The following is a 24,897-nucleotide window of genomic DNA, read 5'->3' on the forward strand; positions in this document are numbered from 1 at the left end:
TCACTAAAAACTACTCAACTGCCGAATGTTCGACAACAAAAGTCTCTAACTCTCCTTCGCTCTGCTTCACAAGTCGACGCCAATCGGCCTCTAAAATGCGAACAGACAAGATACAGTTCCCCAGATCGTCATATTCTTTCTGCTGTATCACATCGAGTCGGTATAACTGACCAAGATAATGTCCGGCTGTTGCCGGAATCTCTAGGTTTAATGATAAAGTTGTCTTACCAACAATACTGTTGATAGCTTCCTTTAATAACACTAAACCTTGCTGCTTCTGAGCCGAAACCCAGACTCTAATTGGTACACCCTCATCATCGTAGTCGATCTTTGGGTTTACCTCATCCAACAAGTCAATTTTATTGCAAACAATAAGTTGCGGGATATCTTCTGCACCAATCTCCTTGAGCACTAACTGGACTTGCTCAAAGTTGTCCCCCATATTCTCATCATGACAGTCGACAATATGAAGTAACAGATCAGCTTCTCGTGTTTCCTGCAGTGTCGCCTTAAACGCCGCCACCAAGTCATGTGGCAAATGGCGAATAAAACCAACAGTATCAGCCAAAATAATACTGCCATCGTCAAGATCTAACTTTCTTAAGGTTGGATCTAGTGTGGCAAAGAGCTGATCAGCTGCATAAACATCTGATGTTGTAAGAGAGTTGAATAGAGTCGATTTACCTGCGTTGGTATAACCAACTAATGACACAGTAGCTAAATCACTACGGCGCCTTGCTCTTCGGCTCTGTTCACGTTGCTTATCTACTTTTGCTAAGCGCTTATTGATGTTGCTTATCCGTCCCCGGAGTAAACGTCTATCGGTTTCGAGCTGGGTTTCCCCAGGACCTCGCATACCGATACCACCCTTTTGGCGCTCCAGATGCGTCCAACCTCGTATCAGGCGAGTTGACATATGGCGTAACTGCGCTAGCTCTACCTGTAACTTACCTTCGTACGTTCGCGCCCTCTGGGCAAAAATATCTAAAATGAGTGTAGTACGGTCTAATACCCGACATTGGCACACCATCTCAAGATTTCTCTCTTGAGCTGGGCTCAGTGCGTGATTAAAAATCACCACATTCGCCTCTGTCGCGGCAACCATAGCCGCTAACTCATCGGCCTTCCCCGAACCAACAAAAAACTTTCGGTCAGGCGAACGACGGCTTCCTGTTATCACTCCAACAGACTGGGCCCCAGCCGACTCTACCAATAGTTGTAGTTCGACTAAATCTTCCCTACTATCCTCATCGGAGAAGTCGATATGGACAAGAACCGCGTTTTCTCCCGCCTCATAACGATCAAACAAAAAGCAAACTCCTTAAAAAATATTACTCACTAGTCTCATCATTCTGACCATTAAAGCCACCAGCTGGTGTTGGCGCAGGTGATGAATGATGTGCACTTACGTTAAATGGACGAGCTGGCACAACCGTTGAAATTGCGTGCTTGTAAACCATCTGACTAACCGTGTTTTTAAGCAAAATAACAAATTGATCAAATGACTCAACCTGTCCTTGTAGTTTGATGCCATTAACAAGATAAATAGAAACAGGAACGCGCTCACGGCGAAGTGCGTTCAAAAACGGGTCTTGTAAAGATTGCCCCTTAGCCATTTTGTAATTTCCTTTTTATTAAAAATAAGTAGTAAAACTAATACAACATAACTTTTTCTTTGGTTTTAGTATTATATAGCAAGGACTAATTTGCTAGCGACAATGTCGCAATACAGTGGTTAGATTTGAATCACTCCCACTTTCCAGCCAATTTAACTCAGGCCATCCTCTCAACCATGTTAATTGACGTTTAGCTAATTGCCTAGTAGCAACGACTGCTTTTTCGACCATAGTATCATAGTCATAGTCGCCATTTAGGTATTGCCAGCATTGCCTATAACCAACACATCTCATCGAAGGCAGGTCAATATGCAGTTCACTTCGCTCCCTAAGTGACCGCACTTCCTCAACGAATCCTTGATTTAACATCAATTTGAATCTTTCTTCTATAGAAAGATGTAACTGTTTTCGATCTTTTGGCGAAATCGCAAACTGAACAACATCATAAGGCAGAGGTTCAGACTTAATTTTGGTGAGTTCTGTCAGCGATTTTCCGCTAATCCTGTATACTTCAATCGCCCTAGATAATCGCTGTGGATCATTAGGGTGTATACGTTCAGCAGAAACAGGATCTATCTGCTTAAGCTCATCATGTAAATGATTCCAACCATAGGTATCGGCTTCAATCTGGATCTGTTTACGTATTTCATCATCTGCAGCAGGAAGTGGTGAAAGCCCCTCTAACAAAGCTTTGAAGTACATCATGGTTCCACCAACTAACAAGGGAGTTTTCCCTTTAGCAAGTATCTCTTCTATTGCTTGCAATGCATCAGTTCTAAAGTCTGCTGCGGAGTAACTTTCCGCGGGATCACGAATGTCAATCAATCTGTGAGGCGCTTTTCCCAGCTCTTCGGCGTTGGGTTTTGCACTACCAACATCCATCCCCCGGTATATAAGTGCTGAATCTACAGAGATAATTTCACAGTTATGCTGCTCAACCAATGCAATAGCGAGGGCTGTTTTCCCCGAAGCCGTTGGGCCCATTAACGTTATTATCTGAGGTAATACACTATCTTCAGTCACTCAACTGCTCTTCTAACCATGACTGCCAAGGTAATACCTTAGCCTTCTGTGCTAATTCTTGCTGGATCTCATCATCCAACTGACTAAATGCTGACCAAGTTGCTACTGCAGATTCAAACTTTCCATCATCTTGCTTTGCTAACCACAACGCTAGCGCTTCATGGGTCGGCTCTTCAAACCTTACCCATTGCAACAATTCAGGAATAACAGTAACTAACTGGCTCTGTCTTAAATATGGGGGCACTTTCTTTATAATCAACTGCCCAAGACGAATAGTTATCTCAATCCCTAATTGCCTTAACAGTTGCTCCCTCTCATCGATAGTATTGAGCCAATCTTCATCAACCTTTATTGAAACAGGCATAAGGAGAGGCTGGCTGACTAAACCATTATCAATTTTTGCTAAAATATCACGCTTCACGAGCCACTTTGCGACGATATCAATCGGCAGCAAAGAAAGCTCATCACCAGCATAGACCCAATATTGGCCTGCTAACACTGGCGGCATAGGAGTCTTTAAGTCACTATTAACTAATTTAGATGCTTGTGCCGTCTGAGGTGTTTTTAATAGTTGAGTATAAGAGGCTATCTCACTCGCCGAAGGCAGTTCAGGCTGAGAACGGGCGCTATACTCCCCGCCCCTTGAGTAGGATGATGGAGCAGAAATTGAACTCGATTGCCCCTGTGAACCACTCTCTCTTGGCTTTTCATCAAACTTAGACTGTGTTGCGTAGTTTGATGGATCGGCTTCGCTAACACGCCCAGTTGATAAAGGCTTACTATGCCAATCATCTTCGACAAACTCGACCAGCTTCTCTTCTGGAAGAGAGATTGAGGCTCTAGCTACCTGCATCAATGCAGACTGTAAAGCCTGGAGTATGTAATCATGTACATAACGGCTTTGGTGGAACCTCACCTCGTGCTTTGCTGGGTGAACATTAACATCAACCTGATGAGGAGCAATCTCTAACATCAGCACATAGCTAGCTAACTCCCCTGTTCCATGTTCCGAAAATGCCTGTCTCACCGCATGATTCACTAATCTGTCACGAATTAACCTACCGTTGACGTAGAAAAATTGTGTGTCGCTAGCTGGAGAGGTAAAAAATGGGGATTGTATATAGCCACTTAACGTTAAGCCTTCATGTTGACAATCTATCTCAATGGCTTGCTCAGCAAAGTTTTTGCCGCAGATCTGTGCTAAACGCATCAAGTATTGATCTTGATTATTTGCAGGACGATAGTTACGAACCTGCTTACCATTGTGTTTTAAGGTGAAATGGATCTCAGGTTTAACTAAAGCAATACGTTTAAGCCATTCATCAATATGGGTAAACTCTGTTTTATCACTTTTGAGAAATCGCCTTCTGGCTGGAGTATTAAAAAATAGATCAACCGCTTCTATCGTCGTTCCGACAGGATGAGCGGCAGGGATCACTTTCACAGCCATATCTGAACCTTCGGCATAAGCTTGCCAAGCTTCAGTTTGCTCTGCTGTTCGAGAGGTCAAAGTCAAACGAGAAACCGAACTGATACTCGCTAATGCCTCGCCACGAAAACCAAAACTTAAAATTGCATCTAAGTCATCTAAAGTACTCAACTTTGAAGTTGCATGCCTTGATAGCGCTAAATTCAGTTCTGACTTAGGGATCCCAGAGCCATTGTCTTGGATTTTTATTAGCTTACTGCCACCCTTATCGATCTCAATATCGACACGGGTAGCCCCAGCGTCTAGGCTATTTTCAACCAACTCTTTAATCACCGAAGCGGGTCGCTCGACAACCTCCCCAGCAGCGATCTGGTTTGCCAATTGTGGTGACAGTATCTGTATAGTCATATCGTTTTAATCTTAAATAGTTAAGTTTAAGAGGTAAACTCACCTCCAAGCCTACAGCAAACTACGCCCTAGGAATAACCAACTTTTGGCCTATTCTTAAGGTATTAGATTTTAAGCCATTAGCCCGTTTTATACTGGCAATCGACACTTGATATTTATGCGCTATCACAGATAGTGACTCACCTTTACGGACATTATGCTTAAACGAACCCTTACTGGCCATCAAGGAGTTAACCGGCGGGTTAGCCTCAAAATATTTCAGCACACCTTTATGTACCGCCTTAGCAATATTATTTTGATGCTCTCGCTGCGAGAGTAACCGCTCCTCTTTGTGGTTCGAAATAAATCCTGTTTCGACCAAAATTGAGGGAATATCAGGAGATTTCAATACCGCAAAACTCGCCGACTCCGGCTTATGTTTATGCAACTTGGTCACTCTTCCTAAATTTGACAGTACATCATCAGCAATATTGTGGCTGATCGCCATAGAGCGATCCATGGACATGTCGAGCAGCGTCATCGCTAAATATTGCTCGTTATCCGTATTCTGGATTATCTCACCTGCGCCACCAAGCAACTCTGAATGCTTCTCTTTATGCTCAAGCCAACGACCGATCTCACTGTTAGCACGCCTCATAGACAAAACCCACACAGAAGCTCCTCTAGGTTGAGGCGAAGTGAAGGCATCCGCGTGAATAGACACAAGTAGATCGGCTTTACTGGTACGGGCGATTTCAGAACGTTTATTAAGATTAACGAAGTAATCTCCGGTACGCGTCATTACAGCCCTCATACCCGGCGTAGCATTGATTTTCGCCTCGACCTTCTTAGCGATCTCTAACACCACTTTTTTCTCATAAATTCCCGAAGGTCCAATTGATCCAGGATCATCACCACCATGACCCGCATCAATGGCAACCACTACATCTCTGAGCTTGGCTTTAGGCTGACTAGTCTGAACTACCTTCTTTGAGCCGCTATCATCAAGATCAACAACTAACCTATTACCATAAGGGGCCGTTGGAGGCAGAGAAAACAGGTTTGATTTAACAGGCTTTGTCAGATCAATAACCAGCCTTAAAGTGCCCTTCGAGGGTGGCTTACTAATGCGAACTCTTTTGACTAATTTACTATTATTTGCAAGTTTGCTGAGATTAACTGAGGTGGAGGTCCCCTTCAGGTCAACAACAAGTCGATAGGGACCAGTTAACGTGAAATAACTGAAATCAGGAGCCTTATTCAGGTCAAAAACGACTCGAGTCGACTCAGGTGCAGCCCAAATTCTCACTCCATCCAGTTTATTAGCACTATGGACAAAGAAAGATGAGCACAAGGTCACCGACAATAGAAAAAATTGTAAAAACGACGCTATTTTTATCATTATTATTTGAATTTACTTAGTAACAACTGCCCTTTTTCAGATCCTGAAACTATCTCAACCTCACGACCTGCATCCAGATATTTTATGTGACAACTTATATCTGCTTCGGGCATTAACCCATGACCACGATCAGGCCACTCAACGATACAGATACTATTTTCGGTGAAATAATCTCTGATCCCCATAAACTCTAACTCTTCAGGATCGCTTAAACGATAAAGATCGAAATGAAATAGATCGATGCCAGCTAGCTCATAGGGCTCTACTAAAGCATAAGTAGGACTCTTTACCGCACCTTGATGGCCAAAAGCCTGTATCAATCCACGACTTAAGGTCGTTTTACCTGCACCAAGCTCACCCGATAGGTTTAAGATCAATGGAGGCGTAATGATTGCCGCTAATCGCTTCCCTAACTCGACCATATCTTGCTCATTATCTAAGTAGACTTTAACTGATGTCATGGTATCTATCTTTAACACTCTAAAGTTAATTCGAACCCGTTACTTTATATTAAATAGCTTACTAGCTAAACAGCTTTCACTCAATTGCAGTTAAACTTTACTAAAATACTAAAGATTATTAACTAAGTGTCTAATATGTGGCATTAAGTCACTTGCTAACATTCCTCTTTCCCCCTCTAATGCTGCGCGATCAGCTGCCTCACCATGGATAACCACTCCCATCTTGGCTGCGGTGAAGGAGTCGAAGTCTTGAGCCATAAGCGCTGAAATAACACCTCCTAAGGCATCACCAGCTCCACCACTTGCTAAGCCTGGGTTTCCTACTGGTGCGACAACACACTCTTTAGCGCCACAAATCAATGTGCCGGGCCCCTTCAGCACCGCCACACCACCATATTTAGTCTGTATTGCTTTAACAGCCGCAAACCTATCTTGCTCCACCTCACCAGTCGTAATACCTAAAAGCTTTGCCGCTTCAGCAGAATGTGGCGTCAATACCCACTTTTCCTGTTTATAGGGCTCACGGCTTAACATATTTAATGCATCGGCATCCAATACGCAGGGCTTATCACTTAATCCTACAGCTTTAAGTAAATTATAGCCCCAATCTTGCTGTCCAAGTCCGGGGCCAATCAAGAGAACATCCGCCCAACCTAGTTTGAGGTAAACCTCCATATCAACCAGATCACAACCCCAGAACATCAATTCAGGTCGAGTCGCGTTAACTGCTAATTGGTGTGCAGGCTTTGAGATAACCGTAACCAACCCACTACCAGCTCTTAAACAAGCTTCAGCTGCAAGCCTAACCGCTCCAGCCATGCCTGTATCGCCACCTATGATAGAAACCTTACCCGAGTCCCCTTTATGAGAGTCCCTTGCTCTGGGAGCAATCTGCTCCCTTACAAAGTCTAAAGAGATCATTTTTGATGATGGCGGAGATAAATACTCAGTTAAACCGATATCAGCGAACAACAGCTCTCCCACGCAGACTCTTGCTCGGCCAGTTAATAGTCCCTGCTTTACTGCCCCAAAGGTAAGCGTGACATTTGCGATAACAGCCCCCTCTCCCGCTCCAGTGTCAGGGTTCAGTCCAGAGGGGATATCTAAGCTGAAAACCTTAGCTTTACTTAGGTTTACCGCCTCTATTATCGGCTTAAACTGCCCTCTTAATTCCCCTTTACACCCGACTCCTAGCAGACCATCAACAATGATTGACGCTGAAAGGATTTTATCGATATCAGAACACTCTACTCTACCGCCCACTCTACGAAACTCAGACTGAGCAGATAACACTTCAGTTCCCATCTGTGTTTTATCAAGCCCCATTAAGGAGATCTGATAACCCGCTTCAATCAATAAACGAGCACAAACATAGGTATCAGCGCCGTTATTACCGTAGCCTGCCAGTAACAGTATTGGGGAAGCTCTGTCTATTGATGAGGAGAGTAGCTCGAAAGCTTTGGTTCCAGCAGCCTCCACTAATTGATTTATGCTTATATCTTTAGCTCCAACAAAGGCTTTTTCCGCATCTTCCACCTGAGAAGCGAGAAACAGATTAACGGGTAAATGAATCATAGAAGTGTGTATCCCTGCCTCGTTAAAATTTGATTAAAAAATATAAACAATTGAATTGAGTCTTAGATTCGTAAAGATTAGCAAGTATCACTACACTATAAGTAAGAGATACTTGACCTCAAATTTTTCACTCAATTGGAGCAAATGGATGAAGCTCTTTACCTTAGCTATTTTAGCACTGTCTCTATTGCTAATTAGCTTGCCATTACAGTCAAATATTTTAATACAGGCACTACTACTTATCTGCATAATATTAGTGGCTTTAGGTATATATAAAGCTTTAATTCAGCTAGATAGTGACAAAGATCAAGATTAAATTTAGATAGATAGCTTTCATTATCAACCAGCCCTACGACTTTAAAGCAATAAAAAAGGCACCCTAAAGGTACCTCATTGCGAGTAACACATACTTAATCTAGCGCAAATTAGTTAAAGATCATCCATTCTAATTGAGCTATGTACTAAACGCTGTTGCTGGATTTTTTCGACGCGTACCAAGTCATTTAATGCCCCTGATATCTCACTTGATGAGGAGTGTTCCGCAGTTTTTTGCAACAGATCAATGAGGCGATTATCCAGATCCAGATGCGCTTCTAAGATATCCTCCTCAGACATATTTGCAGTCAGCGTTAACTCATGACACCTTTTGATAAAATCTTCAAAAGTAATATCTTTATACCAGGTATCCAATACCTTCTTAGGCGCTTCATCAATATAGTCTTCTAACTGCTCTGCCACAGCCTGTTGATGCTGCTTAAAGTACTCAAGCATCATCTTCACACGTGAAGAGTCTGCATCACTCAGCAGTCTTCCGTATAGCTGAGACATTTCATGTCGGCAAGTAGCAACATAGCCTAGCAGTTCTCTTAGTTGTTGAAATCGCATTATATCCTCTCCCAAATACTCGCCAAATGCTTTGGCTAAATTGATCAGTGGATTCATTATGCGGTCAAAAAATATGGGAATATTTGAACAAGCTCAAACTTTAAGATCTTTCAAAAGCACTACATTAGGCCTTGTTAAAGAAATCACTAGCTCATCACGCTATACCTAATAAAGTGAGCTAAGTTCTAATAATTAAGGAAGTTTGAATCAGGAAGGAGATTGGAGCGATCATTCTTTTGTAAAGAGTGGTTCGAACCGGCTTTGGGTTTAACGAGAAGCTATACCTTGGCAAAAAAGAGGGTATCAACTCATTCTAAGAGCACAACTGAGCTAATGTCGCGTAATCTTTTAACATTATCTGAGGTCTATTGGAATTTGTTGGAAGTTTGAAACAAGAGAGGAGATTGGAGCGACCTTTCTTTTCATAAAGAGTGGTTCGAACCGGCTTTGGGTTTAACAAGAAGCTATACCTTGGCAAAAAAGAGGATATCAACTCATTCTAAGAGCACAACTGAGCTAATGTCGCATAATCTTTTAACATTATCTGAGGTCTATTGGAATTTGTTGGAAGTTTGAAACAAGAAAGGAGATTGGAGCGACCTTTCTTTTCATAAAGAGTGGTTCGAACCGGCTTTGGGTTTAACAAGAAGCTATACCTTGGCAAAAAAGAGGATATCAACTCATTCTAAGAGCACAACTGAGCTAATGTCGCGTAATCTTTTAACATTATCTGAGGTCTATTTGAATTTGTTGGAAGTTTGAAACAAGAAAGGAGATTGGAGCGACATATCGGGTTCGAACCGATGACCTATACCTTGGCAAGGTATCGCTCTACCAACTGAGCTAATGTCGCGTAACCTTTGCTATTTAAAGAGTTTGGTAAACCTTTAAACTTTAATTTGGAGCGACATATCGGGTTCGAACCGATGACCTATACCTTGGCAAGGTATCGCTCTACCAACTGAGCTAATGTCGCAAATTTTTCTAACAACTTTAACTGTAACCATTGCCCAAAGGTATCGTATTTTCACCTTTAGCAACTGAGCTAATGTCGCGTAATCTTTGCTATTTAAAGAGTTTGGTAAATCTTTAAATTTTAATTTGGAGCGACATATCGGGTTCGAACCGATGACCTATACCTTGGCAAGGTATCGCTCTACCAACTGAGCTAATGTCGCGTAATCTTTGCTATTTAAAGAGTTTGGTAAGTCTTTAAATTTTAATTTGGAGCGACATATCGGGTTCGAACCGATGACCTATACCTTGGCAAGGTATCGCTCTACCAACTGAGCTAATGTCGCAAAAATTATTTCTAAGTGAAGTAACTGTATCGCCAGTTAGTCACTTATATCAACTCTAATCTGCTACAGCAGTAAAGTTGAGGCCGCATTATATGAGAATTTCATATTGCTGCAACCCCTTCTTGAAAATAAAATGACTGATCGGTCAAATTTTAAATACTTTTGCTCGATAATACTGCAATTCAGCGATAGATTCCTGAATATCGATCAATGCTTTGTGGGTACCTAGCTTGGAAAAGCCGTTCATTACCTCTGGGTCCCAGCGGCGAACTAGCTCTTTTACTGTACTGACGTCTATATTTCGGTAATGGAAAAAATCTTCCAGCTCCCGCATATATAGAGTCATAAAACGACGGTCTTGCCCAACACTGTTGCCACACATAGGAGAAGATCCCTTGGTGACATGCTGAGAAAGAAACTCAATAGTCATAGCGACAGCTTGCGCTTCGCTATATTGACTCGAACGAACTCTATCCACTAAACCTGATTCACCATGATGTTTTTTATTCCAATCATCCATCTTGGCCAATTGTTCATCAGATTGATGAATAGCAATGACAGGTCCCTCTGCAATAATATTGAGTTCTTTATCTGTCACAATTGTTGCAATCTCAATAATTCTGTCAACGTCAGGCTCAAGCCCGGTCATCTCCAAGTCGACCCAAATGAGATTGTTTGCGTCTGCAGCCATAAATCTGCCTTTTTCCCTATTTGCCTAAATTCAGGCTTTTTTGTTTAAGACCGTGTATCATACTGCTTTTTTAAGCGACACAAAATCACCTTATTTAACGATGACAAAACTGTGAGTAAAAAGAAACCCCTAAGTCAAGGTCAGCGACGCCGTATGCGAGCTAATCAAGAGAAAAGACTCCAACGGCAAGATTCAGGTAACAATGCCCCTGAGTTACAGGATAGTTCACTTGGGCCAGAACAGCTCGGAACTGTTATATCTCGTTTTGGTCAACATGCCGATATAGAAACAGAATCTGGCCAAATTGTCCGCTGTAATATGCGTCGAAATATACAAAGTTTGGTCACTGGCGATAAGGTTATTGCCAGACTAGCTCAGGATATTGAAACAGGCATAGCTGGAGTGGTAGAAGCCGTTCATCCGCGCCATTCCTCACTTTCACGCCCTGATTTGTATGATGGAATTAAAATAATTGCAGCCAATATTGACCAAATATTGATTGTCTCCTCTGTTGTTCCAAGCTTTACCACACAGATAATAGATCGCTATCTGGTTGCGGCTGAAGACACAGGAATTACCCCTGTAATTATTTTAAATAAAATTGATCTCATCTCTGACGAAGAGCGAACGTCCATTGAAGAGGCGTTGCAAAGGTATCGTGATATTGGCTACCCAGTTCTAAAGGTTAGCAGTAAAACAGGTGAAGGAATCGATCAAATAAAAGCACTACTTAATGCGAAAGTGAGTGTTTTTGTTGGCCAATCGGGTGTTGGAAAATCTTCACTGATCAACTCAATGATGCCTGATGCGGAACTGTTAATCGGAGACGTTTCTGAAAACTCAGGATTAGGGCAACACACGACAACGACTGCAAAGTTACTTCACTTTGCCAGTGGTGGAGACTTAATTGATTCTCCAGGCGTTCGTGAGTTTGCACTTTGGCACTTACCCGCTGAACGAGTAGGTTGGTGCTTTATCGAGTTCAGAGACTACTTAGGTACCTGTAAATTTAGAGACTGCAAACATCAAAACGATCCTGGCTGCGCAATCACCCAAGCCTTCAATGAAGGGAAGATCACCGAAGATAGATATAATAACTACCACAGAATCATCGCCAGTCTAGATGAGCAACGTCACGCTCGCCATTTTAGAAGTGATACAGATCTGTAACTCGGTTAGCAACAGAAAAATTAGGGAAGTAAAAAAGTGGATAAAATAAAAATCGCGCTGCAGTATATGATGCCTAAACATTTAATCTCACGCCTTGTTGGTAAACTAGCAGCGGCAGAGATGGGAAGTGTCACCACAGCAGCAATCAAGTGGTTTATTAAACAATACAAAATAGATATGAGTGAAGCGGCTCAAAGCTCACCAGAGGCGTACAGCACGTTTAATGACTTCTTCACCCGCGCTCTTAAGCCGGGCATCCGCCCTATTTCAGATAAAAAAGACTACATAGTTCACCCTGTTGATGGTGCTGTGAGCCAATGTGGTCCGATAAAACATGGACAGATATTTCAAGCTAAAGGACATGAATATTCATCACTTGCGCTTTTAGGCGATCGAGCTGATGATGCAAAACGGTTCGAAGATGGTGACTTTGCAACTATCTATCTGGCACCGAAGGATTACCACAGAATTCATATGCCAATTAAAGGAACCTTGTCAAAAATGACCTATGTTCCTGGCGAACTGTTTTCAGTCAACCCGCTAACAGCGGAAAACGTTCCTGGTCTATTTGCTAGAAACGAGCGCGTCGTGGCAATCTTCGAAACCGAGATAGGTCCAATGGCGATGGTATTAGTTGGTGCAACAATCGTTGCCAGCATAGAAACTATTTGGGCAGGCACAGTTACACCGCCAACAGGTAAGAAAGTATTTACTTGGGATTATCCAACCGAAGGACCTGCTGCACTTACCTTAGACAAAGGTGCAGAGATGGGCCGATTTAAGTTAGGTAGTACGGTTGTCATGCTATTTGCCAAAGATGCTTTAGATGACTTTGCTGATGATGTCACTCCGAAAGCCGTCACACGTATGGGACAGCCTTTCGCAAAAATCGAAGATTAATGACCCAAGCTGAGAGCAATAGACAATCAGGTTTATTAGAGTTACACATCGCAGTGCTGCTTTTTGGTGGCACTGCACTCTTCTCAAAACTCATTCCTCTTGGCGCATTGGATATCACTCTACTGCGCTGTCTCATCGCTGCGACAGCCTTAGCTTTACTTGTTAAAGCCAGTAAAAGTAGATTACGACTCGACTCATCAAAAGACTATTTTATCGCCATTGGACTAGGCATTGTCGTCAGCCTTCACTGGGTCACTTACTTTGCTTCAATGCAACTATCCTCAGTCGCTATCGGCATGATAGCTTTCTTCACTTACCCAGTTATGACTGTGTTAGTGGAGCCTTTTTTTACTGGGAGTCCTATTAAAAAGGTCGATATCATTAGTGGTCTAGTTGTACTTACTGGCGTAATACTCCTGATCCCTGAGGCTAACTTAGGCAACGATGTGACCTTAGGAATTGCGATAGGTATTCTGTCTGCTATCTTTTTCACCGTCAGAAACTTACTACACAAACGGTACTTTTCAGCCTACTCTGGCTCTAAAGCCATGTTCTATCAAACAGCTGTTGCCGTTATTTTTTTAGCTCCTTGGCATACGATAGAGCTAGGCCAGATAGAGCAAAATGTGTGGTGGATGATACTTCTATTAGGCGTCGTTTTTACCGCTGCACCCCACGCACTTTTTACCGCAGCACTAAGACACCTAAGTGCTAAAACAGTCAGTTTAGTCTCTTGTCTTCAGCCTTTTTACGGAGCTATGCTAGCCTTATTATTTCTTGGAGAGACCTTAGATCTAAAAACAACAATAGGCGGGTTCTTAGTCGTGGCAACCTCTATATTTGAAACACAACAGAGTCGAAAACAACCTAAAGTGGCCCCCTCTAAAAATTAAATAGAAGCGCGCTAAAACAGAGCCAGAAGATAAACCGGTAGCTTTGAATTAAATTTATTTGAAAATAGATCACCAGCGATTTCAATCTTCCATTTTATTGGTACTATACACGAGTCGCTTTCTCAACCAGCACTAGGCTATGTTTCAAACTATCCGCGCAATTTTACTGCTTACCTTTTTCCTCTTCACCTTGAGTGCTCACTCTGCAAATCCTTTAGATTTAAACAAAAAATTAGGGATAAATCAGACGCAAGGCGAAAACCTAACCGCGGAAGAGAAACTCGCTCACATAGAGCGCAATACCAATGAACTAGCCGAAGTAGAGAAGAACTATATTGATTTAATCAATAACTATGAGAGTCATAAGCTCAATATTGAACATCAACTACAGGAAGCACAAGCTCCATTAATCTGGTCTAAAAACCAGGGGTTAACACAACAAGCCTCATTTGCTTACTTGCGCTTATCTGAATTAAAAGAGATAGAGGCTGAACTTCACGGCAAAATCACCCTTCTATTAAAAGAGCATAATCAACTTCCAAGTAAGATCATCAGTGCAAGAAAAGCACTCACCGCCCACAGCAAGAATAAGATCAAAGAAACAGGCAATATTGAAGAGAAACTTCTGGTTGCGCAACGCCAACTCTATACTCAAAGCCTATCGACACTTGAAGCTGAGCTTGCCAGTAGTCAAAAGCGAATCAACCTCAATCAGCAGCAGATGCAACTTGTTAGGAAACAGCTCTCTCAACAAGAGAGCCTCATTGAGTCGATTAATAGCGAGATGGCACAACAACGCCAACACAAAACAGACTCAACCATTGCCAAGAGTCTGATCGAAACGGCTAACGAACAGAACCCACTGACACAAGAGCTAAGCCAGAAAAATCGTGAATACGCAGATGAGCTAAAAAAATTAACTCTCCTAACTAATGAGGCCATTAAGCAGCAAGAGAAGGCTGAAAACCTTTACCAACAACAAGCAAAACAACTAACAAATATCCAGCAACAGATCAGTTGGATTAAATTAAGCTCAGCCTTTGGCGAACGCTTTTTACAGATACTGCAATCGCTCCCCTCTGTACCAGATCAAGAGAAGCTACAAACTAAAATAGCCAATAGCAGACTGATAAAATATCAATTAGAGCAAGATCAAACATTAAATGGCCAACAGCTACAGTCAATAGGCTCCTTTACTCTCATTCAGAATCAGTTACTTAATTCACAACATGATCTATTGGTGCAACTGCTTCAAGGTTACGATCTCTATCTGAGTGAGCTTGCCGATCTTAGAGTTATTTATGAGCAACTAACTCAGCAAAATTTAACCATAAAAAGTACTCTTAATGAGCACCTATTTTGGGTCCCTAATGCAAACTCAATAGGCAAGTTATGGTTCACTGATCTGCTGCAAAGCACTCAATGGTTGATTGCTCAACAGCCATTAACTCAAGTATCAGCCTCGATCAGTACCCAAAGTACCCTATGGTCATGGTGGCTTATTCTTTTAATTGTTAGCTTAATTGCTCAAGACATTCTGACACCCAAGTTTAATAAAACCTTAGAGCAAGATGCAGCCTTTGTGGGGAACGTGACTCAAGATAGCTTTTTCTACACTTTAAGAGCACTCGTTAATACCTTTATCTACAGTATCTTTAAGCCATCTCCCATTGTACTCGCTGGTATCATCATGCTGAAGTCAGAGCAAAATATGGTATCAGCAATTGGCATGGGGGTCTTAGTCATCGGCTTAGTCTATCTGCTATATCGTTTCTCTTACTTACTTGCACTCAATAATGGCTTATTAATTAGTCACTTTAAAGGTCATGAAGCGCTCATACGTAAGGGGCAGCTCAAGCTAAAGGCGTTTACACTCACCACGATTCCTTTCTTCGGAATTATGGGAGTCACTGAGGTTATCAATAACTCAGTCTTGAGAAACAGCATAGGAAGAGGCGCCTTTATTATATTCTGTATCTTACTGTTTATGTTCTATAAAGAGATACTGTCAATTTCCAAACGTGAATATCATGCCCATCAGGATGGCAAGAATAAGAAACTATTACAGCGGTTGTTATGGGCAATTCTTCTACTCGTTCCGCCTGTTTGTGCCGTTTTAGCTTTCAAGGGGTACTACTACACAGCCTTTCAAATGCTGCTGCAGTTACAGATCTCACTCCTGCTCTCTCTCGGCTTCATGTTGCTTTACCAGTTAACTAAACGCTGGATGTTAATCGAACGCCGGCGCATTGCATTCGATCGCGCTAAAGCTCGACGAGCAGAGATACTGTCACAGCGAGAAAGGGGGGAAGAAACACAAAGCAGCAGTGATCCTTTAGATACCTATGAGGAGCCTCAGGTCGATTTAGAGACAATTTCAAGCCAATCCCTTGGTTTGGTTCGTTCCTTGTTGATTTTAGCCTTCCTGGTGAGCTTAGTGGGCCTATGGACTCAAACTCATACAGCATTGTTCTCTTTACTCGATGGGATCACTCTCTGGACCAGTAATACAACTATTAATGGCATAGAACAACCTCTACCAATAACCCTTAAATCTCTGCTGCTAGGACTGATAATCGTCGGCTTCTCACTCATGATAGCCACCAATTTACCCGGCCTCATAGAGTTAACCATTTTACAGCGGCTGGATCTGACCCAAGGAACTGGCTTTGCTATCACCACGGTCAGCCGCTATTTAGTTATCTTCTTTGGTATTTTAAGTGGCTTCTCCACCTTAGGAATGGAGTGGTCGAAGCTTCAATGGCTCATTGCTGCGCTCTCTCTTGGCTTAGGTTTTGGTCTACAGGAGATCTTTGCCAACTTTATCTCCGGTCTGATAATTCTATTTGAAAAGCCAGTACGTATTGGCGATACCGTCACTATTAGGGATCTCACCGGAACCGTAAGTAAAATTCAGATCCGTGCAACAACCATTATCGATTGGGATAGAAAGGAGATAATTATCCCCAATAAGGCGTTTATTACCGAGCAGTTGATTAACTGGTCTCTCTCCGATCCTATAACTCGAGTGATTGTTTATGTCTCAGTAGCTCGAGATTCTGATCCCGCTCGTGTTGAAGCCTCGCTTTACCAAGCTGTCAAAGAGTGCGATGAGGCTTTGGAGATCCCAGAGCCTGAAGTCTGGTTTGCTGGCTTTGGTAAACACACCCAAGATTATGAAGTTCGAGCGTACGCTAAAGATATGAATACCCGATGGCCACTTCGTCATAAACTCCATAAAGAGATCAGTAAAAAACTGAGGGAAAATAATCTGGAATTAGCCTTCCCACAACTGGAAGTTCATATCAGCAACACCCACAATAAAGACACTCAAGGACTGATAAGAACCTAATGATTATTTTTGCTCACAGAGGCGCTAGTGGCTACGCTCCCGAAAACACCTTAGCTGCGATGAAAAAAGCCATCGAGCTGGGTTGTCGCGCCATCGAGCTGGATATTCACAGTGTCGAGGGGGAGCTGTATGTTTTTCACGACAGAAGGTTAGATCACAAAAGCGATGGCAAAGGTGTGATTGACCAAGTCTCTCAACAGTACCTGAATACTGTTTCAGTGCAAAATGAGCCAATCCCGACACTTTGGGAGGTGATGGCATTCCTGAGTAAATATGATTGCATCGTCAACATTGAGCTCAAGGGGATGACCTGTTTAACGCCATTTATTTCACTTTATCCCAGACTCTTAAATGAGCTAAACTTCACACCAGATCAACTACTCATCTCATCTTTTCACCACGGTTTTTTACAACAGTTTCGCCAATCATATTCAGATGCCTACATTGCTCCCCTAATCGAGGGAGTACAACTTGATAACACCCACACAGCATCACTTCTGAACGCTTACTCAATCCACTTGAGCCTAAGTTTTATTAATCAGGCGCTTATTGATGAGGCTCATGCTAAAGGATTGAAAGTTTTTGTTTACACTGTCGACCATATTGATGATGTAAAAATGTTATCAAACATGGGGATCGATGGTATATTTAGCAATTATCCTGATAGGGCGTCCAAAATCCTAGAGGAAAGTGGCATTCGCGCCTAAGCTTTATCTAGGTAAAGTCAAACTTGGCGATTTTTCTGTGCCCAACTACCAATTAGTAAAAAAACCAAGATCACAGACCATAACAGCCAAGGAGCAGGCAGTTTAGCCATGCTCCTAGCCAGTAGTGGGCTGACGGTCACGATCAACATGCCATAACCAAAAGCATTAACTAAAACAAAGGTAAATGTACGCAGAATAAAGGAACGACCTAATAATTTCCGTCTTAGGAAACGGTTGATATCAGCACCAAAGGCCACAAGGAAACAGGCTATAATTGCGGTAGCGACCTCATTCAGCCAAGGGTATAACAAGCTACCAACTTGATGAAAAATTGAAATAATTTGTTCCATATTAGGGTCCATTAACAAAAAATCGAGTTAAGAATAAGCGGAGTAAGTATGAGACACAAGTTACTATTACTAACCAGTAAAAATGAACGTTATAGGGAGTTGCTTGCTTCTTGCCACCTTCCTGAGATCGTTTTACTTGGTGACGAACCTAGTAGCATTTTAGAGGCTAATGTTTGGCTGGCAGAACCAGCATTGGCAGCCCCCCTACTTCCTCATGCTAACAATTTAACTTGGATGCAATCGACCATGGCTGGAGTCGATGCCCTAGTCAAACCTCGCCAACGAAAAGATTATCAACTCACAAATGTTAGAGGCATATTTGGCCCATTAATGAGTGAATACCTTTTTGGATACCTGTTAGCCCACCAACGTGAACATCAAAAATATAAAACCCAGCAAGCTGAAAAAATCTGGCTTCCTGGCAGTTTTAAAACACTGCAAGGTCAAAACCTACTACTTTTAGGGACAGGAAATATAGCAAAACACTTGGCTCAAACAGCAAAACACTTTGGTATGCATGTCACAGGGATAAACCGCGGCGCTAAGCCAACCAAAGGGTTTGATAAAGTTGATACGCTAGCCAATATCTCACAACACCTTGCACAAGCAGATGCCGTCGCCAGCATCTTACCTAGTACCCCTCAAACAAGAGGGGCTCTCAATGCTGAGCTGCTCTCTATGATGAAACCTGGCGCTATCTTTTTTAACTTAGGCCGTGGTGACGTGCTAGATCTAGACGCCCTCTACATGCAGTTAATAGAGAACAGTGACCAACATGCTATTTTAGATGTGTTCAATCAGGAGCCTTTACCAAAAGAGCACCCCATCTGGACACTGGATAATGTGATTATTACCCCCCATATTGCCGCACCTAGTTTTCCAGAGCAGGTAGTTGAGATATTTTCAAATAACTACCACAAACTGCTTCAGGGAGAGCAGCTCACTCATGCAGTAAACTTTGCTCGAGGCTATTAAGCACAATCTACAAAACTGATATTCGCCGTATAGAAAAGGACGACTAGCGGCAAATAACACTCTTAAATGAGCCCCCTCTTATGTGCACCTCCTCCTTTGAGCCTCATACAGTTACCTCTTTAAGGTTTTAGACCACTAACTATATAAAAAAGGGAGGCCTAAGCCTCCCCTTTTGTTGTTATTAGTAGTGCTATAAAGCTTGCTTCTGACTCCGTTTAAGGAACTGCTCTACCAAGGCCTTCTGCGAGTTAATATTGGTCACCACTACATGATTTAAACCTATCATCTCATCGCCTAAATCATTGGATGAGCCATTCAGTTGAGAGATGTTAACCATACTGCGATTCACCTCATTAGAGACGCTTGATTGCTCCTCAACTGCACTGGCGATATGGTGAGTCATATCTGAAATAGAGGTAATAGCCTCTTTAATTGTCCTCAATGCATTACCCGCTTGAGCCGCTTGATCAACACATTGTGAAGCTGAATCTGCACCTTGATGCATACTCTGCACAGCTTTTTCTGTTCCCTGCTGCAGCAGATTAATCATATTCTGAATCTCAGTTGTTGAATCATGAGTTCGTTTGGCCAGTGCTCGTACTTCATCAGCAACAACCGCAAAACCACGACCTTGCTCACCGGCCCTTGCAGCCTCAATGGCAGCATTTAATGCCAGTAGATTTGTTTGCTCTGCAATACTTTGGATCACGTCTAAAACCGTTCCAATCCCTTTGCTCTGCTCCTCCAAATCTTTAATGACTAATGATGTTTCAGTGAGCTGGGAAGACATTAACTCTATTGAAGATATTGTTTGAGTCACAATAGCATCACCTGCATTTGCTTCATCAGAGGCAGATTGAGATGAGTTAGCAGCATCTGAACAGTTTGAAGCCATATCACCTAAAGTCGCGGTCATCTCTTGCATCGCCGTTGCAACCTGTTCAACCTCACGAGTTAAGGAGTCACTGTTATTTTTCACTTCCTCCCCCTTAGTCACAGATTCACTTGCTTTACATGCAGACTGCTCACAGGAGTCAAGAGCACGACCTAACATCGCTTTCATCTCAGATGACTGCATTCTCAATGCTAATTCAATTTGGGCTATATCATCTGTATGGCCAGTATATAGGTAGGACATTAAGGGACTAGTGTAAATAGCCTTACAATGATCAACGATTGCTTTATACCTTGAAAACAGCATATTTAAACCAAGAAGCAACACGAGTGCTGTTACGACAAACAGGCCTATTCCGAGTAATCCAGATTGAAGCGCAATATATAGCATAGGTAGCAATGCAATCACCGAAAGGGCCATAATTTTATTCGGCAAGCTCATAACACGCTTTAGCTTGGCAATGCTGCCCTTCTCGTTAAGCTCTTTATAGGACTCTTCTGCTCGGGTTATCTGTTCAGATGAAGGCTTAGTTCGAACAGATTGATACTCTACGACCTTTCCGCCTTCTGAGATCGGAGTAACAAAAGCATCAACCCAGTAATGATCGCCATTGGCACAACGATTTTTAACCATCCCCTTCCAAGGGTGACCGCCTTTGATAGTTGTCCACATATCTTCGAAGGCTGCTGGCGGCATATCAGGGTGGCGCACCATATTATGAGGTTCGCCAACCATTTCATCTAACTGGTAACCAGCAACTTCACAAAATGACGGATTTGCATATTTTATGATACTACTGGTATCAGTAGTCGAAAGTAGTATCCAATCTGCTGGGTAATCATAATTTTTCTGAGTGACAGGTAAATTTTGTCTCATGCCATGACTCCACTAATATAGTGTTCTTTTTAATCATTTACCTGTCAGAGTAGCTGCCACAGGCTCAAAAAACGATACTAAAAGCCAAATTAACAGAAAAAACAACTTATAGCGCTATAAACAGGTTTAAGTTCAACTTTTTGCTATTAAATAAATATAGCTCACACTTTTTAATAACGAGTAACTAGTTTTTTGTTTTTAATAATAATGAGCAGTTATTAGCATTGAGAATCGTTTTCATTTATACTTACAACAATCCAAATTGCAGGTTTAACTAAATGTACGTTTGTCTTTGCCATGCTGTAACCGATACTCAAATCAAAGAAGCTGTCAGCCAAGGTGACATCTCTCTCAATGATGTAAAAAAGCGCCTAGGTGTAGGCGATCAATGTGGCAAATGTGTAAAAATGGCGACTCAGATAATTCAAAGACAACTGGATGTTGAACCTAACTATTATGAAGTTGCCTAATGATTATGAAGCAGCCTAGTTAACAGACATAAAAAAAGCTGCGTATAGCAGCTTTTTTTATGTCTAGCATTAATCAATCACTATTCTGTTATAGCTTGTTGTGTCCCTTCACCGAGCTCCACACTATCAACACGCTGTAACCCTCTTGGAAGCTTAGCACCACGTCTGCCTCGTTCACCTCTATAGTGTTCAAGATCGCTCGGCTTAAGGGTGAGCTTTCGCTTACCGGCCCAAAGAGTCACACTGGTATCTTCTGGTACAACATAAAGATGAATTAAGAGCTCCTCACGCGCTTTAGCACGCTCACCAGGAATGCCGATAATCTTATTGCCTTTACCTTTAGATAGCTGTGGCAGTGCTTCCATAGAAAACAGCAACATTCGCCCTTCGTTGGTAATAGCCAGAATAGACTCAGGTCTTGACCTATCAACCAGCTTAGGAGAGATCACTTTCGAATTAGCAGGTAAGGTCAATAGTGCCTTACCAGCTTTATTCCTTGAGATCATATCTTTGTAGGAGCCGACAAAACCATAACCAGCATCAGAAGCCAATAGGTAATATTTATCTTCATCGCCCAGCAGCACATGCTCCATGATCTCACCAGGAGAGAGATTAAATCGCGTTGTAATTGGCTCTCCCTGACTTCTAGCCGATGGCAAGGTATGTGTTTCAGTTGCAAATGCACGACCAGTGGAGCCAATAAAGACACTCGGTTGATTACTCCGACCGGTGGCTGAACACAGGAAGCTATCACCCGCTTTATAGGACAAGGCTTTAGCGTCTATATCATGCCCCTTAGCACAGCGAACCCAGCCCTTCTCAGACAGAACGACGGTAACAGCCTCAACAGGTGCAAGTTCATGCTCAGTTAACGCTTTGGACTCACTTCGCTCAATTAAGGGTGAACGTCTATCATCACCATAAGTTTCAGCATCTTGCTTCAACTCTTTCTTAATCAAAGTCTTCATTCTTCTGTCAGAGCTTAGCAGTAGCTGTAACTTATCACGTTCAGCTTCAAGTTCACTCTGCTCAGTTTTAATCTTAAACTCTTCTAGCTTGGCTAAATGACGTAGTTTAAGATCCAAAATGGCGTCGGCTTGCTTATCAGATAAGTTATAGCGCGACATCAATTCAGCTTTGGGATCTTCCTCATAACGGATGATCTCAATCACTTCATCAATATTCAAAAATGCAATCATTAACGCATCAAGAATATGTAATCTTGCGAGTATTTTATCAAGTCGGTATTGAACTCGGCGAGTAACCGTTTGGAAACGGTACTCCAACCATTCATTCAATATCTGCAGTAGCCCCTTAACTTGGGGGCGGCCGTTTAAACCAAGAATATTCAGGTTAACCCGAAAAGACTTCTCAAGATCTGTAGTTGCAAACAGGTGAGCCATCACTTGATCGCAATCTATACGATTAGAGCGAGGAACGATGACGATACGAACTGGGCTCTCATGATCAGACTCATCCCTAAGGTCAACAACCATAGGAAGCTTTTTAGCCTGCATTTGAGCTGCAATCTGCTCTAATATCTTTCCGCCACTGGCTTGATGTGGAAGCGCTGTGATCACAATCTCGCCATTCTCAACCGCATAAACCGCACGGGCCTTTATCGAGCCGCGACCAGTGGTATAGATCTTAACAATATCAGCAGCAGGTGTGATGATCTCAGCTTCAGTTGGGTAATCTGGCCCAGGAACATGCTCCATAATCTCAGCAAGCTCGGCTTTGGGGTTATCCAAAAGCTCAATACAAGCAGACACGAGCTCTCGTGTGTTATGAGGCGGTACATCGGTTGCCATGCCTACAGCAATACCGGTAATACCGTTGAGCAAAATATGGGGTAAACGAGATGGAAGGACTAAAGGTTCCTTCATGGTACCGTCGAAATTCACGCCCCAATCGACCGTCCCCTGACCTAACTCGCTGAGTAATACCTCGGAAAACTTAGATAAGCGAGCTTCGGTATAACGCATTGCAGCGAAAGACTTAGGATCATCTGGCGCCCCCCAGTTACCTTGACCATCAACTAAAGGATAACGATAGGAGAATGGCTGTGCCATCAACACCATAGCTTCATAACAGGCGCTATCACCGTGGGGATGATATTTACCCAATACATCACCAACGGTACGAGCTGACTTCTTATGCTTTGACTGTGAAGTTAATCCTAACTCACTCATTGCATAGATTATTCGACGTTGAACTGGCTTAAGGCCATCACCAATATGGGGTAAAGCTCGATCCATGATGACGTACATGGAGTAGTTTAGGTATGCATCTTCCGTGAAGCGGCGCATCGGCATCTGCTCAACGCCATCAAGACTTAAATCTATCGCATCACTCATTATTCATTATCCTGTTCTGGCTCAGGTTCACTCTTTTCATTGATAGTTTCTTTATAATACAAACGATAGATGTTGCCTTTCAGATCATCTGAAATATACATAGCGCCATCAGGGGCGGTTAATACCGAGTAAGGCCTGGCGACTGGAAACTCTCCATCTAAAAAGCTAACAACTGGACTTCGTTTGATGACTTTATTGTTCTCAATTTCCAGCATCACGACTTGATAGCCAATTTTACTGGATCGGTTCCAAGAACCATTTTCCGCTACAAACATCTGATTATGATATCTAGGCGGGAACTGCTCGCCGCGGTAAAAATGTAACCCCATTGGAGCGACATGAGCAGGCAGCTCATAATTAGGTAAAGTGATCTTTAGGTTCTTAGGTTTCTCATAGGCAGGTTCAAGTACAGATTTTGCGTGTAGATAGGGGAAGCCATAATGGCCACCTACAGTTTCAACACGGTTAATCTCATCAGGCGGTAGCCTGTCTCCCATCCAATCTCTGCCGAGATCGGCGAACCATAAGCTTTGATCTTGAGGAGACCAATCAAAACCAGTGACGTTACGGATCCCAGAAGCTATCTGTTCACTGCTACCAGTTTCTATATCGATAGCAATAATACTACCAAAGGGGTCTTCTGCTTCACAGACGTTACAAGGCGCACCTATAGAGACATACAAACGCCCGTCAGGCCCAAAATTTAACGCTCTATGGCTCTTGTTTGTCTTACCTGGCAAGCGGTCATATACCTCTTTGCCACGCCCTGGCCGTCTCAAACGATTTTCAATATCTTTAAAACGTATGATCCGTTCGTCTACTGCAGCATAAAGATCACCATTATAAAATGCGATCGCTTCGGGATTATCTAAGCCTTTTGCTACCACATAACGTTTATCAACCCGGCCATCTTGATTACTATCAACTAGCGCAAGTATGGTCCCTTTTCTATGGGACCCAACAAACAGTGTACCTTTATCGCCTAACGCCATCTGTTTAGCATCACCCAAATCCGATGCATAGAGAGTGAGACCAAAGCCTTTAGATACCGTAATCATTTTAGGCTGCGAAGCGGCTTGTACCGAAAAGCTAAAAAGCCCTGAGATACAAGCCCAAAACATGCAGATCCATTTGTGATTCTTTGTCTGATTCAACAACATTATTATTATAAAGCCTACTTAA

Annotated in this window: 20 protein-coding genes and 4 tRNA genes; 7 read left to right on the forward strand and 17 right to left on the reverse strand. The window is 42.5% G+C overall.

The features are described 5' to 3' along the window. Positions 1 to 10 precede the first annotated feature (10 nt). From hflX to orn, 13 genes are all read right to left on the reverse strand, one after another. Positions 11 to 1,309: a ribosome rescue GTPase HflX gene (hflX, locus tag SWOO_RS21375; protein WP_012326754.1), complete on the reverse strand. Its 1,299-nt coding sequence runs from the start codon at positions 1,307 to 1,309 to the stop codon at positions 11 to 13. 22 nt (positions 1,310 to 1,331) lie between these two features. Further along, positions 1,332 to 1,616: an RNA chaperone Hfq gene (gene hfq / locus SWOO_RS21380; protein WP_012326755.1), complete on the reverse strand. Its 285-nt coding sequence runs from the start codon at positions 1,614 to 1,616 to the stop codon at positions 1,332 to 1,334. A 93-nt stretch (positions 1,617 to 1,709) separates the two neighbouring features. Then, positions 1,710 to 2,600 carry a tRNA (adenosine(37)-N6)-dimethylallyltransferase MiaA gene (miaA, locus tag SWOO_RS21385; protein WP_012326756.1) on the reverse strand — a complete coding sequence of 297 codons (891 nt, stop codon included), beginning with the start codon at positions 2,598 to 2,600 and terminating at the stop codon, positions 1,710 to 1,712. A 31-nt stretch (positions 2,601 to 2,631) separates the two neighbouring features. After that, entirely contained in the window at positions 2,632 to 4,476 is a 1,845-nt protein-coding gene (gene mutL / locus SWOO_RS21390) for a DNA mismatch repair endonuclease MutL (protein WP_012326757.1), read from the reverse strand. Between the two features lie 61 nt (positions 4,477 to 4,537). Beyond that, positions 4,538 to 5,857, reverse strand: coding sequence for an N-acetylmuramoyl-L-alanine amidase (locus SWOO_RS21395; protein WP_012326758.1), 1,320 nt, complete (start codon positions 5,855 to 5,857; stop codon positions 4,538 to 4,540). Between the two features lie 2 nt (positions 5,858 to 5,859). Beyond that, complete coding sequence (tsaE, locus tag SWOO_RS21400; protein WP_012326759.1) at positions 5,860 to 6,318, reverse strand: tRNA (adenosine(37)-N6)-threonylcarbamoyltransferase complex ATPase subunit type 1 TsaE; 459 nt, start codon at positions 6,316 to 6,318, stop codon at positions 5,860 to 5,862. Between the two features lie 108 nt (positions 6,319 to 6,426). Next, positions 6,427 to 7,905, reverse strand: coding sequence for an NAD(P)H-hydrate dehydratase (locus SWOO_RS21405; protein WP_407636073.1), 1,479 nt, complete (start codon positions 7,903 to 7,905; stop codon positions 6,427 to 6,429). A 417-nt stretch (positions 7,906 to 8,322) separates the two neighbouring features. Next, the gene (locus SWOO_RS21410; protein WP_041418340.1) at positions 8,323 to 8,778 is read right to left on the reverse strand and encodes a hypothetical protein; all 456 of its coding nucleotides are present in this window, start codon (positions 8,776 to 8,778) and stop codon (positions 8,323 to 8,325) included. 777 nt (positions 8,779 to 9,555) lie between these two features. Beyond that, positions 9,556 to 9,631: transfer RNA gene (locus SWOO_RS21415), tRNA-Gly, on the reverse strand. A 47-nt stretch (positions 9,632 to 9,678) separates the two neighbouring features. After that, positions 9,679 to 9,754 (reverse strand) — tRNA-Gly (locus SWOO_RS21420). 126 nt (positions 9,755 to 9,880) lie between these two features. Then, positions 9,881 to 9,956, reverse strand: a tRNA-Gly gene (locus SWOO_RS21425). 47 nt (positions 9,957 to 10,003) lie between these two features. Beyond that, positions 10,004 to 10,079 (reverse strand) — tRNA-Gly (locus tag SWOO_RS21430). A gap of 145 nt (positions 10,080 to 10,224) precedes the next feature. Next, positions 10,225 to 10,770 (reverse strand): oligoribonuclease, encoded by a 546-nt coding sequence (gene orn, locus SWOO_RS21435; RefSeq protein WP_012326763.1) that lies wholly within the window; start codon positions 10,768 to 10,770, stop codon positions 10,225 to 10,227. A 111-nt stretch (positions 10,771 to 10,881) separates the two neighbouring features. On the opposite strand from orn, the gene rsgA reads away from it, so the two are divergent. The 5 genes from rsgA (at position 10,882) to SWOO_RS21460 (ending at position 17,792) form a co-directional block, all read left to right on the forward strand. After that, positions 10,882 to 11,940: a small ribosomal subunit biogenesis GTPase RsgA gene (gene rsgA / locus SWOO_RS21440; protein WP_012326764.1), complete on the forward strand. Its 1,059-nt coding sequence runs from the start codon at positions 10,882 to 10,884 to the stop codon at positions 11,938 to 11,940. Between the two features lie 36 nt (positions 11,941 to 11,976). After that, positions 11,977 to 12,840, forward strand: a complete 864-nt coding sequence (asd, locus tag SWOO_RS21445) for an archaetidylserine decarboxylase (protein ID WP_012326765.1) — start codon at positions 11,977 to 11,979, stop codon at positions 12,838 to 12,840. Next, the gene (locus tag SWOO_RS21450) at positions 12,840 to 13,733 is read left to right on the forward strand and encodes a DMT family transporter (RefSeq protein WP_012326766.1); all 894 of its coding nucleotides are present in this window, start codon (positions 12,840 to 12,842) and stop codon (positions 13,731 to 13,733) included. The genes asd and SWOO_RS21450 overlap by 1 nt, the downstream gene beginning before the upstream one ends. A gap of 139 nt (positions 13,734 to 13,872) precedes the next feature. Next, on the forward strand, positions 13,873 to 17,085 hold the full coding sequence (locus SWOO_RS21455) for a mechanosensitive ion channel domain-containing protein (RefSeq protein WP_012326767.1): 3,213 nt from the start codon (positions 13,873 to 13,875) through the stop codon (positions 17,083 to 17,085). Next, positions 17,085 to 17,792 (forward strand): glycerophosphodiester phosphodiesterase, encoded by a 708-nt coding sequence (locus SWOO_RS21460; protein ID WP_012326768.1) that lies wholly within the window; start codon positions 17,085 to 17,087, stop codon positions 17,790 to 17,792. The genes SWOO_RS21455 and SWOO_RS21460 overlap by 1 nt, the downstream gene beginning before the upstream one ends. Before the next feature lie 17 nt (positions 17,793 to 17,809). Here SWOO_RS21460 and SWOO_RS21465 read toward each other — a convergent pair whose 3' ends face one another. After that, positions 17,810 to 18,142, reverse strand: coding sequence for a DUF3392 domain-containing protein (locus tag SWOO_RS21465; protein ID WP_012326769.1), 333 nt, complete (start codon positions 18,140 to 18,142; stop codon positions 17,810 to 17,812). Positions 18,143 to 18,190: 48 nt separating this feature from the next. Here SWOO_RS21465 and SWOO_RS21470 point away from each other — a divergent pair, with 48 nt between their 5' ends. Continuing rightward, the gene (locus SWOO_RS21470; protein WP_012326770.1) at positions 18,191 to 19,117 is read left to right on the forward strand and encodes a D-2-hydroxyacid dehydrogenase; all 927 of its coding nucleotides are present in this window, start codon (positions 18,191 to 18,193) and stop codon (positions 19,115 to 19,117) included. A gap of 190 nt (positions 19,118 to 19,307) precedes the next feature. On the opposite strand, the gene SWOO_RS21475 is transcribed toward SWOO_RS21470, so the two are convergent. Beyond that, positions 19,308 to 20,888 carry a methyl-accepting chemotaxis protein gene (locus SWOO_RS21475; RefSeq protein WP_012326771.1) on the reverse strand — a complete coding sequence of 527 codons (1,581 nt, stop codon included), beginning with the start codon at positions 20,886 to 20,888 and terminating at the stop codon, positions 19,308 to 19,310. Between the two features lie 278 nt (positions 20,889 to 21,166). Here SWOO_RS21475 and SWOO_RS21480 point away from each other — a divergent pair, with 278 nt between their 5' ends. Then, complete coding sequence (locus SWOO_RS21480; RefSeq protein WP_012326772.1) at positions 21,167 to 21,358, forward strand: bacterioferritin-associated ferredoxin; 192 nt, start codon at positions 21,167 to 21,169, stop codon at positions 21,356 to 21,358. An 80-nt stretch (positions 21,359 to 21,438) separates the two neighbouring features. Here the strand turns inward: SWOO_RS21480 and parC are convergent, their stop codons facing one another. Beyond that, on the reverse strand, positions 21,439 to 23,715 hold the full coding sequence (gene parC / locus SWOO_RS21485; protein ID WP_012326773.1) for a DNA topoisomerase IV subunit A: 2,277 nt from the start codon (positions 23,713 to 23,715) through the stop codon (positions 21,439 to 21,441). Further along, entirely contained in the window at positions 23,715 to 24,836 is a 1,122-nt protein-coding gene (locus SWOO_RS21490) for a PQQ-dependent sugar dehydrogenase (RefSeq protein ID WP_012326774.1), read from the reverse strand. Before SWOO_RS21490 ends, parC begins: the two co-directional genes overlap by 1 nt. Positions 24,837 to 24,897 lie beyond the last annotated feature (61 nt).

Origin of the sequence: Shewanella woodyi ATCC 51908 (genome assembly GCF_000019525.1) — a bacterium.
Lineage (GTDB): Bacteria > Pseudomonadota > Gammaproteobacteria > Enterobacterales > Shewanellaceae > Shewanella > Shewanella woodyi.

Coding starts and splice junctions, on each gene's coding strand:
- hfq (WP_012326755.1), bottom strand. CDS start 1,616: ATGGCTAAGGGGCAATCTTTACAAGACCCGTTTTTGAACGCACTTCGC.
- miaA (WP_012326756.1), bottom strand. CDS start 2,600: ATGGGCCCAACGGCTTCGGGGAAAACAGCCCTCGCTATTGCATTGGTT.
- mutL (WP_012326757.1), bottom strand. CDS start 4,476: ATGACTATACAGATACTGTCACCACAATTGGCAAACCAGATCGCTGCT.
- SWOO_RS21395 (WP_012326758.1), bottom strand. CDS start 5,857: ATGATAAAAATAGCGTCGTTTTTACAATTTTTTCTATTGTCGGTGACC.
- tsaE (WP_012326759.1), bottom strand. CDS start 6,318: ATGACATCAGTTAAAGTCTACTTAGATAATGAGCAAGATATGGTCGAG.
- SWOO_RS21410 (WP_041418340.1), bottom strand. CDS start 8,778: ATGCGATTTCAACAACTAAGAGAACTGCTAGGCTATGTTGCTACTTGC.
- orn (WP_012326763.1), bottom strand. CDS start 10,770: ATGGCTGCAGACGCAAACAATCTCATTTGGGTCGACTTGGAGATGACC.
- SWOO_RS21450 (WP_012326766.1), top strand. CDS start 12,840: ATGACCCAAGCTGAGAGCAATAGACAATCAGGTTTATTAGAGTTACAC.
- SWOO_RS21455 (WP_012326767.1), top strand. CDS start 13,873: ATGTTTCAAACTATCCGCGCAATTTTACTGCTTACCTTTTTCCTCTTC.
- SWOO_RS21460 (WP_012326768.1), top strand. CDS start 17,085: ATGATTATTTTTGCTCACAGAGGCGCTAGTGGCTACGCTCCCGAAAAC.
- SWOO_RS21465 (WP_012326769.1), bottom strand. CDS start 18,142: ATGGAACAAATTATTTCAATTTTTCATCAAGTTGGTAGCTTGTTATAC.
- SWOO_RS21470 (WP_012326770.1), top strand. CDS start 18,191: ATGAGACACAAGTTACTATTACTAACCAGTAAAAATGAACGTTATAGG.
- SWOO_RS21475 (WP_012326771.1), bottom strand. CDS start 20,888: ATGAGACAAAATTTACCTGTCACTCAGAAAAATTATGATTACCCAGCA.
- SWOO_RS21480 (WP_012326772.1), top strand. CDS start 21,167: ATGTACGTTTGTCTTTGCCATGCTGTAACCGATACTCAAATCAAAGAA.
- parC (WP_012326773.1), bottom strand. CDS start 23,715: ATGAGTGATGCGATAGATTTAAGTCTTGATGGCGTTGAGCAGATGCCG.
- SWOO_RS21490 (WP_012326774.1), bottom strand. CDS start 24,836: ATGTTTTGGGCTTGTATCTCAGGGCTTTTTAGCTTTTCGGTACAAGCC.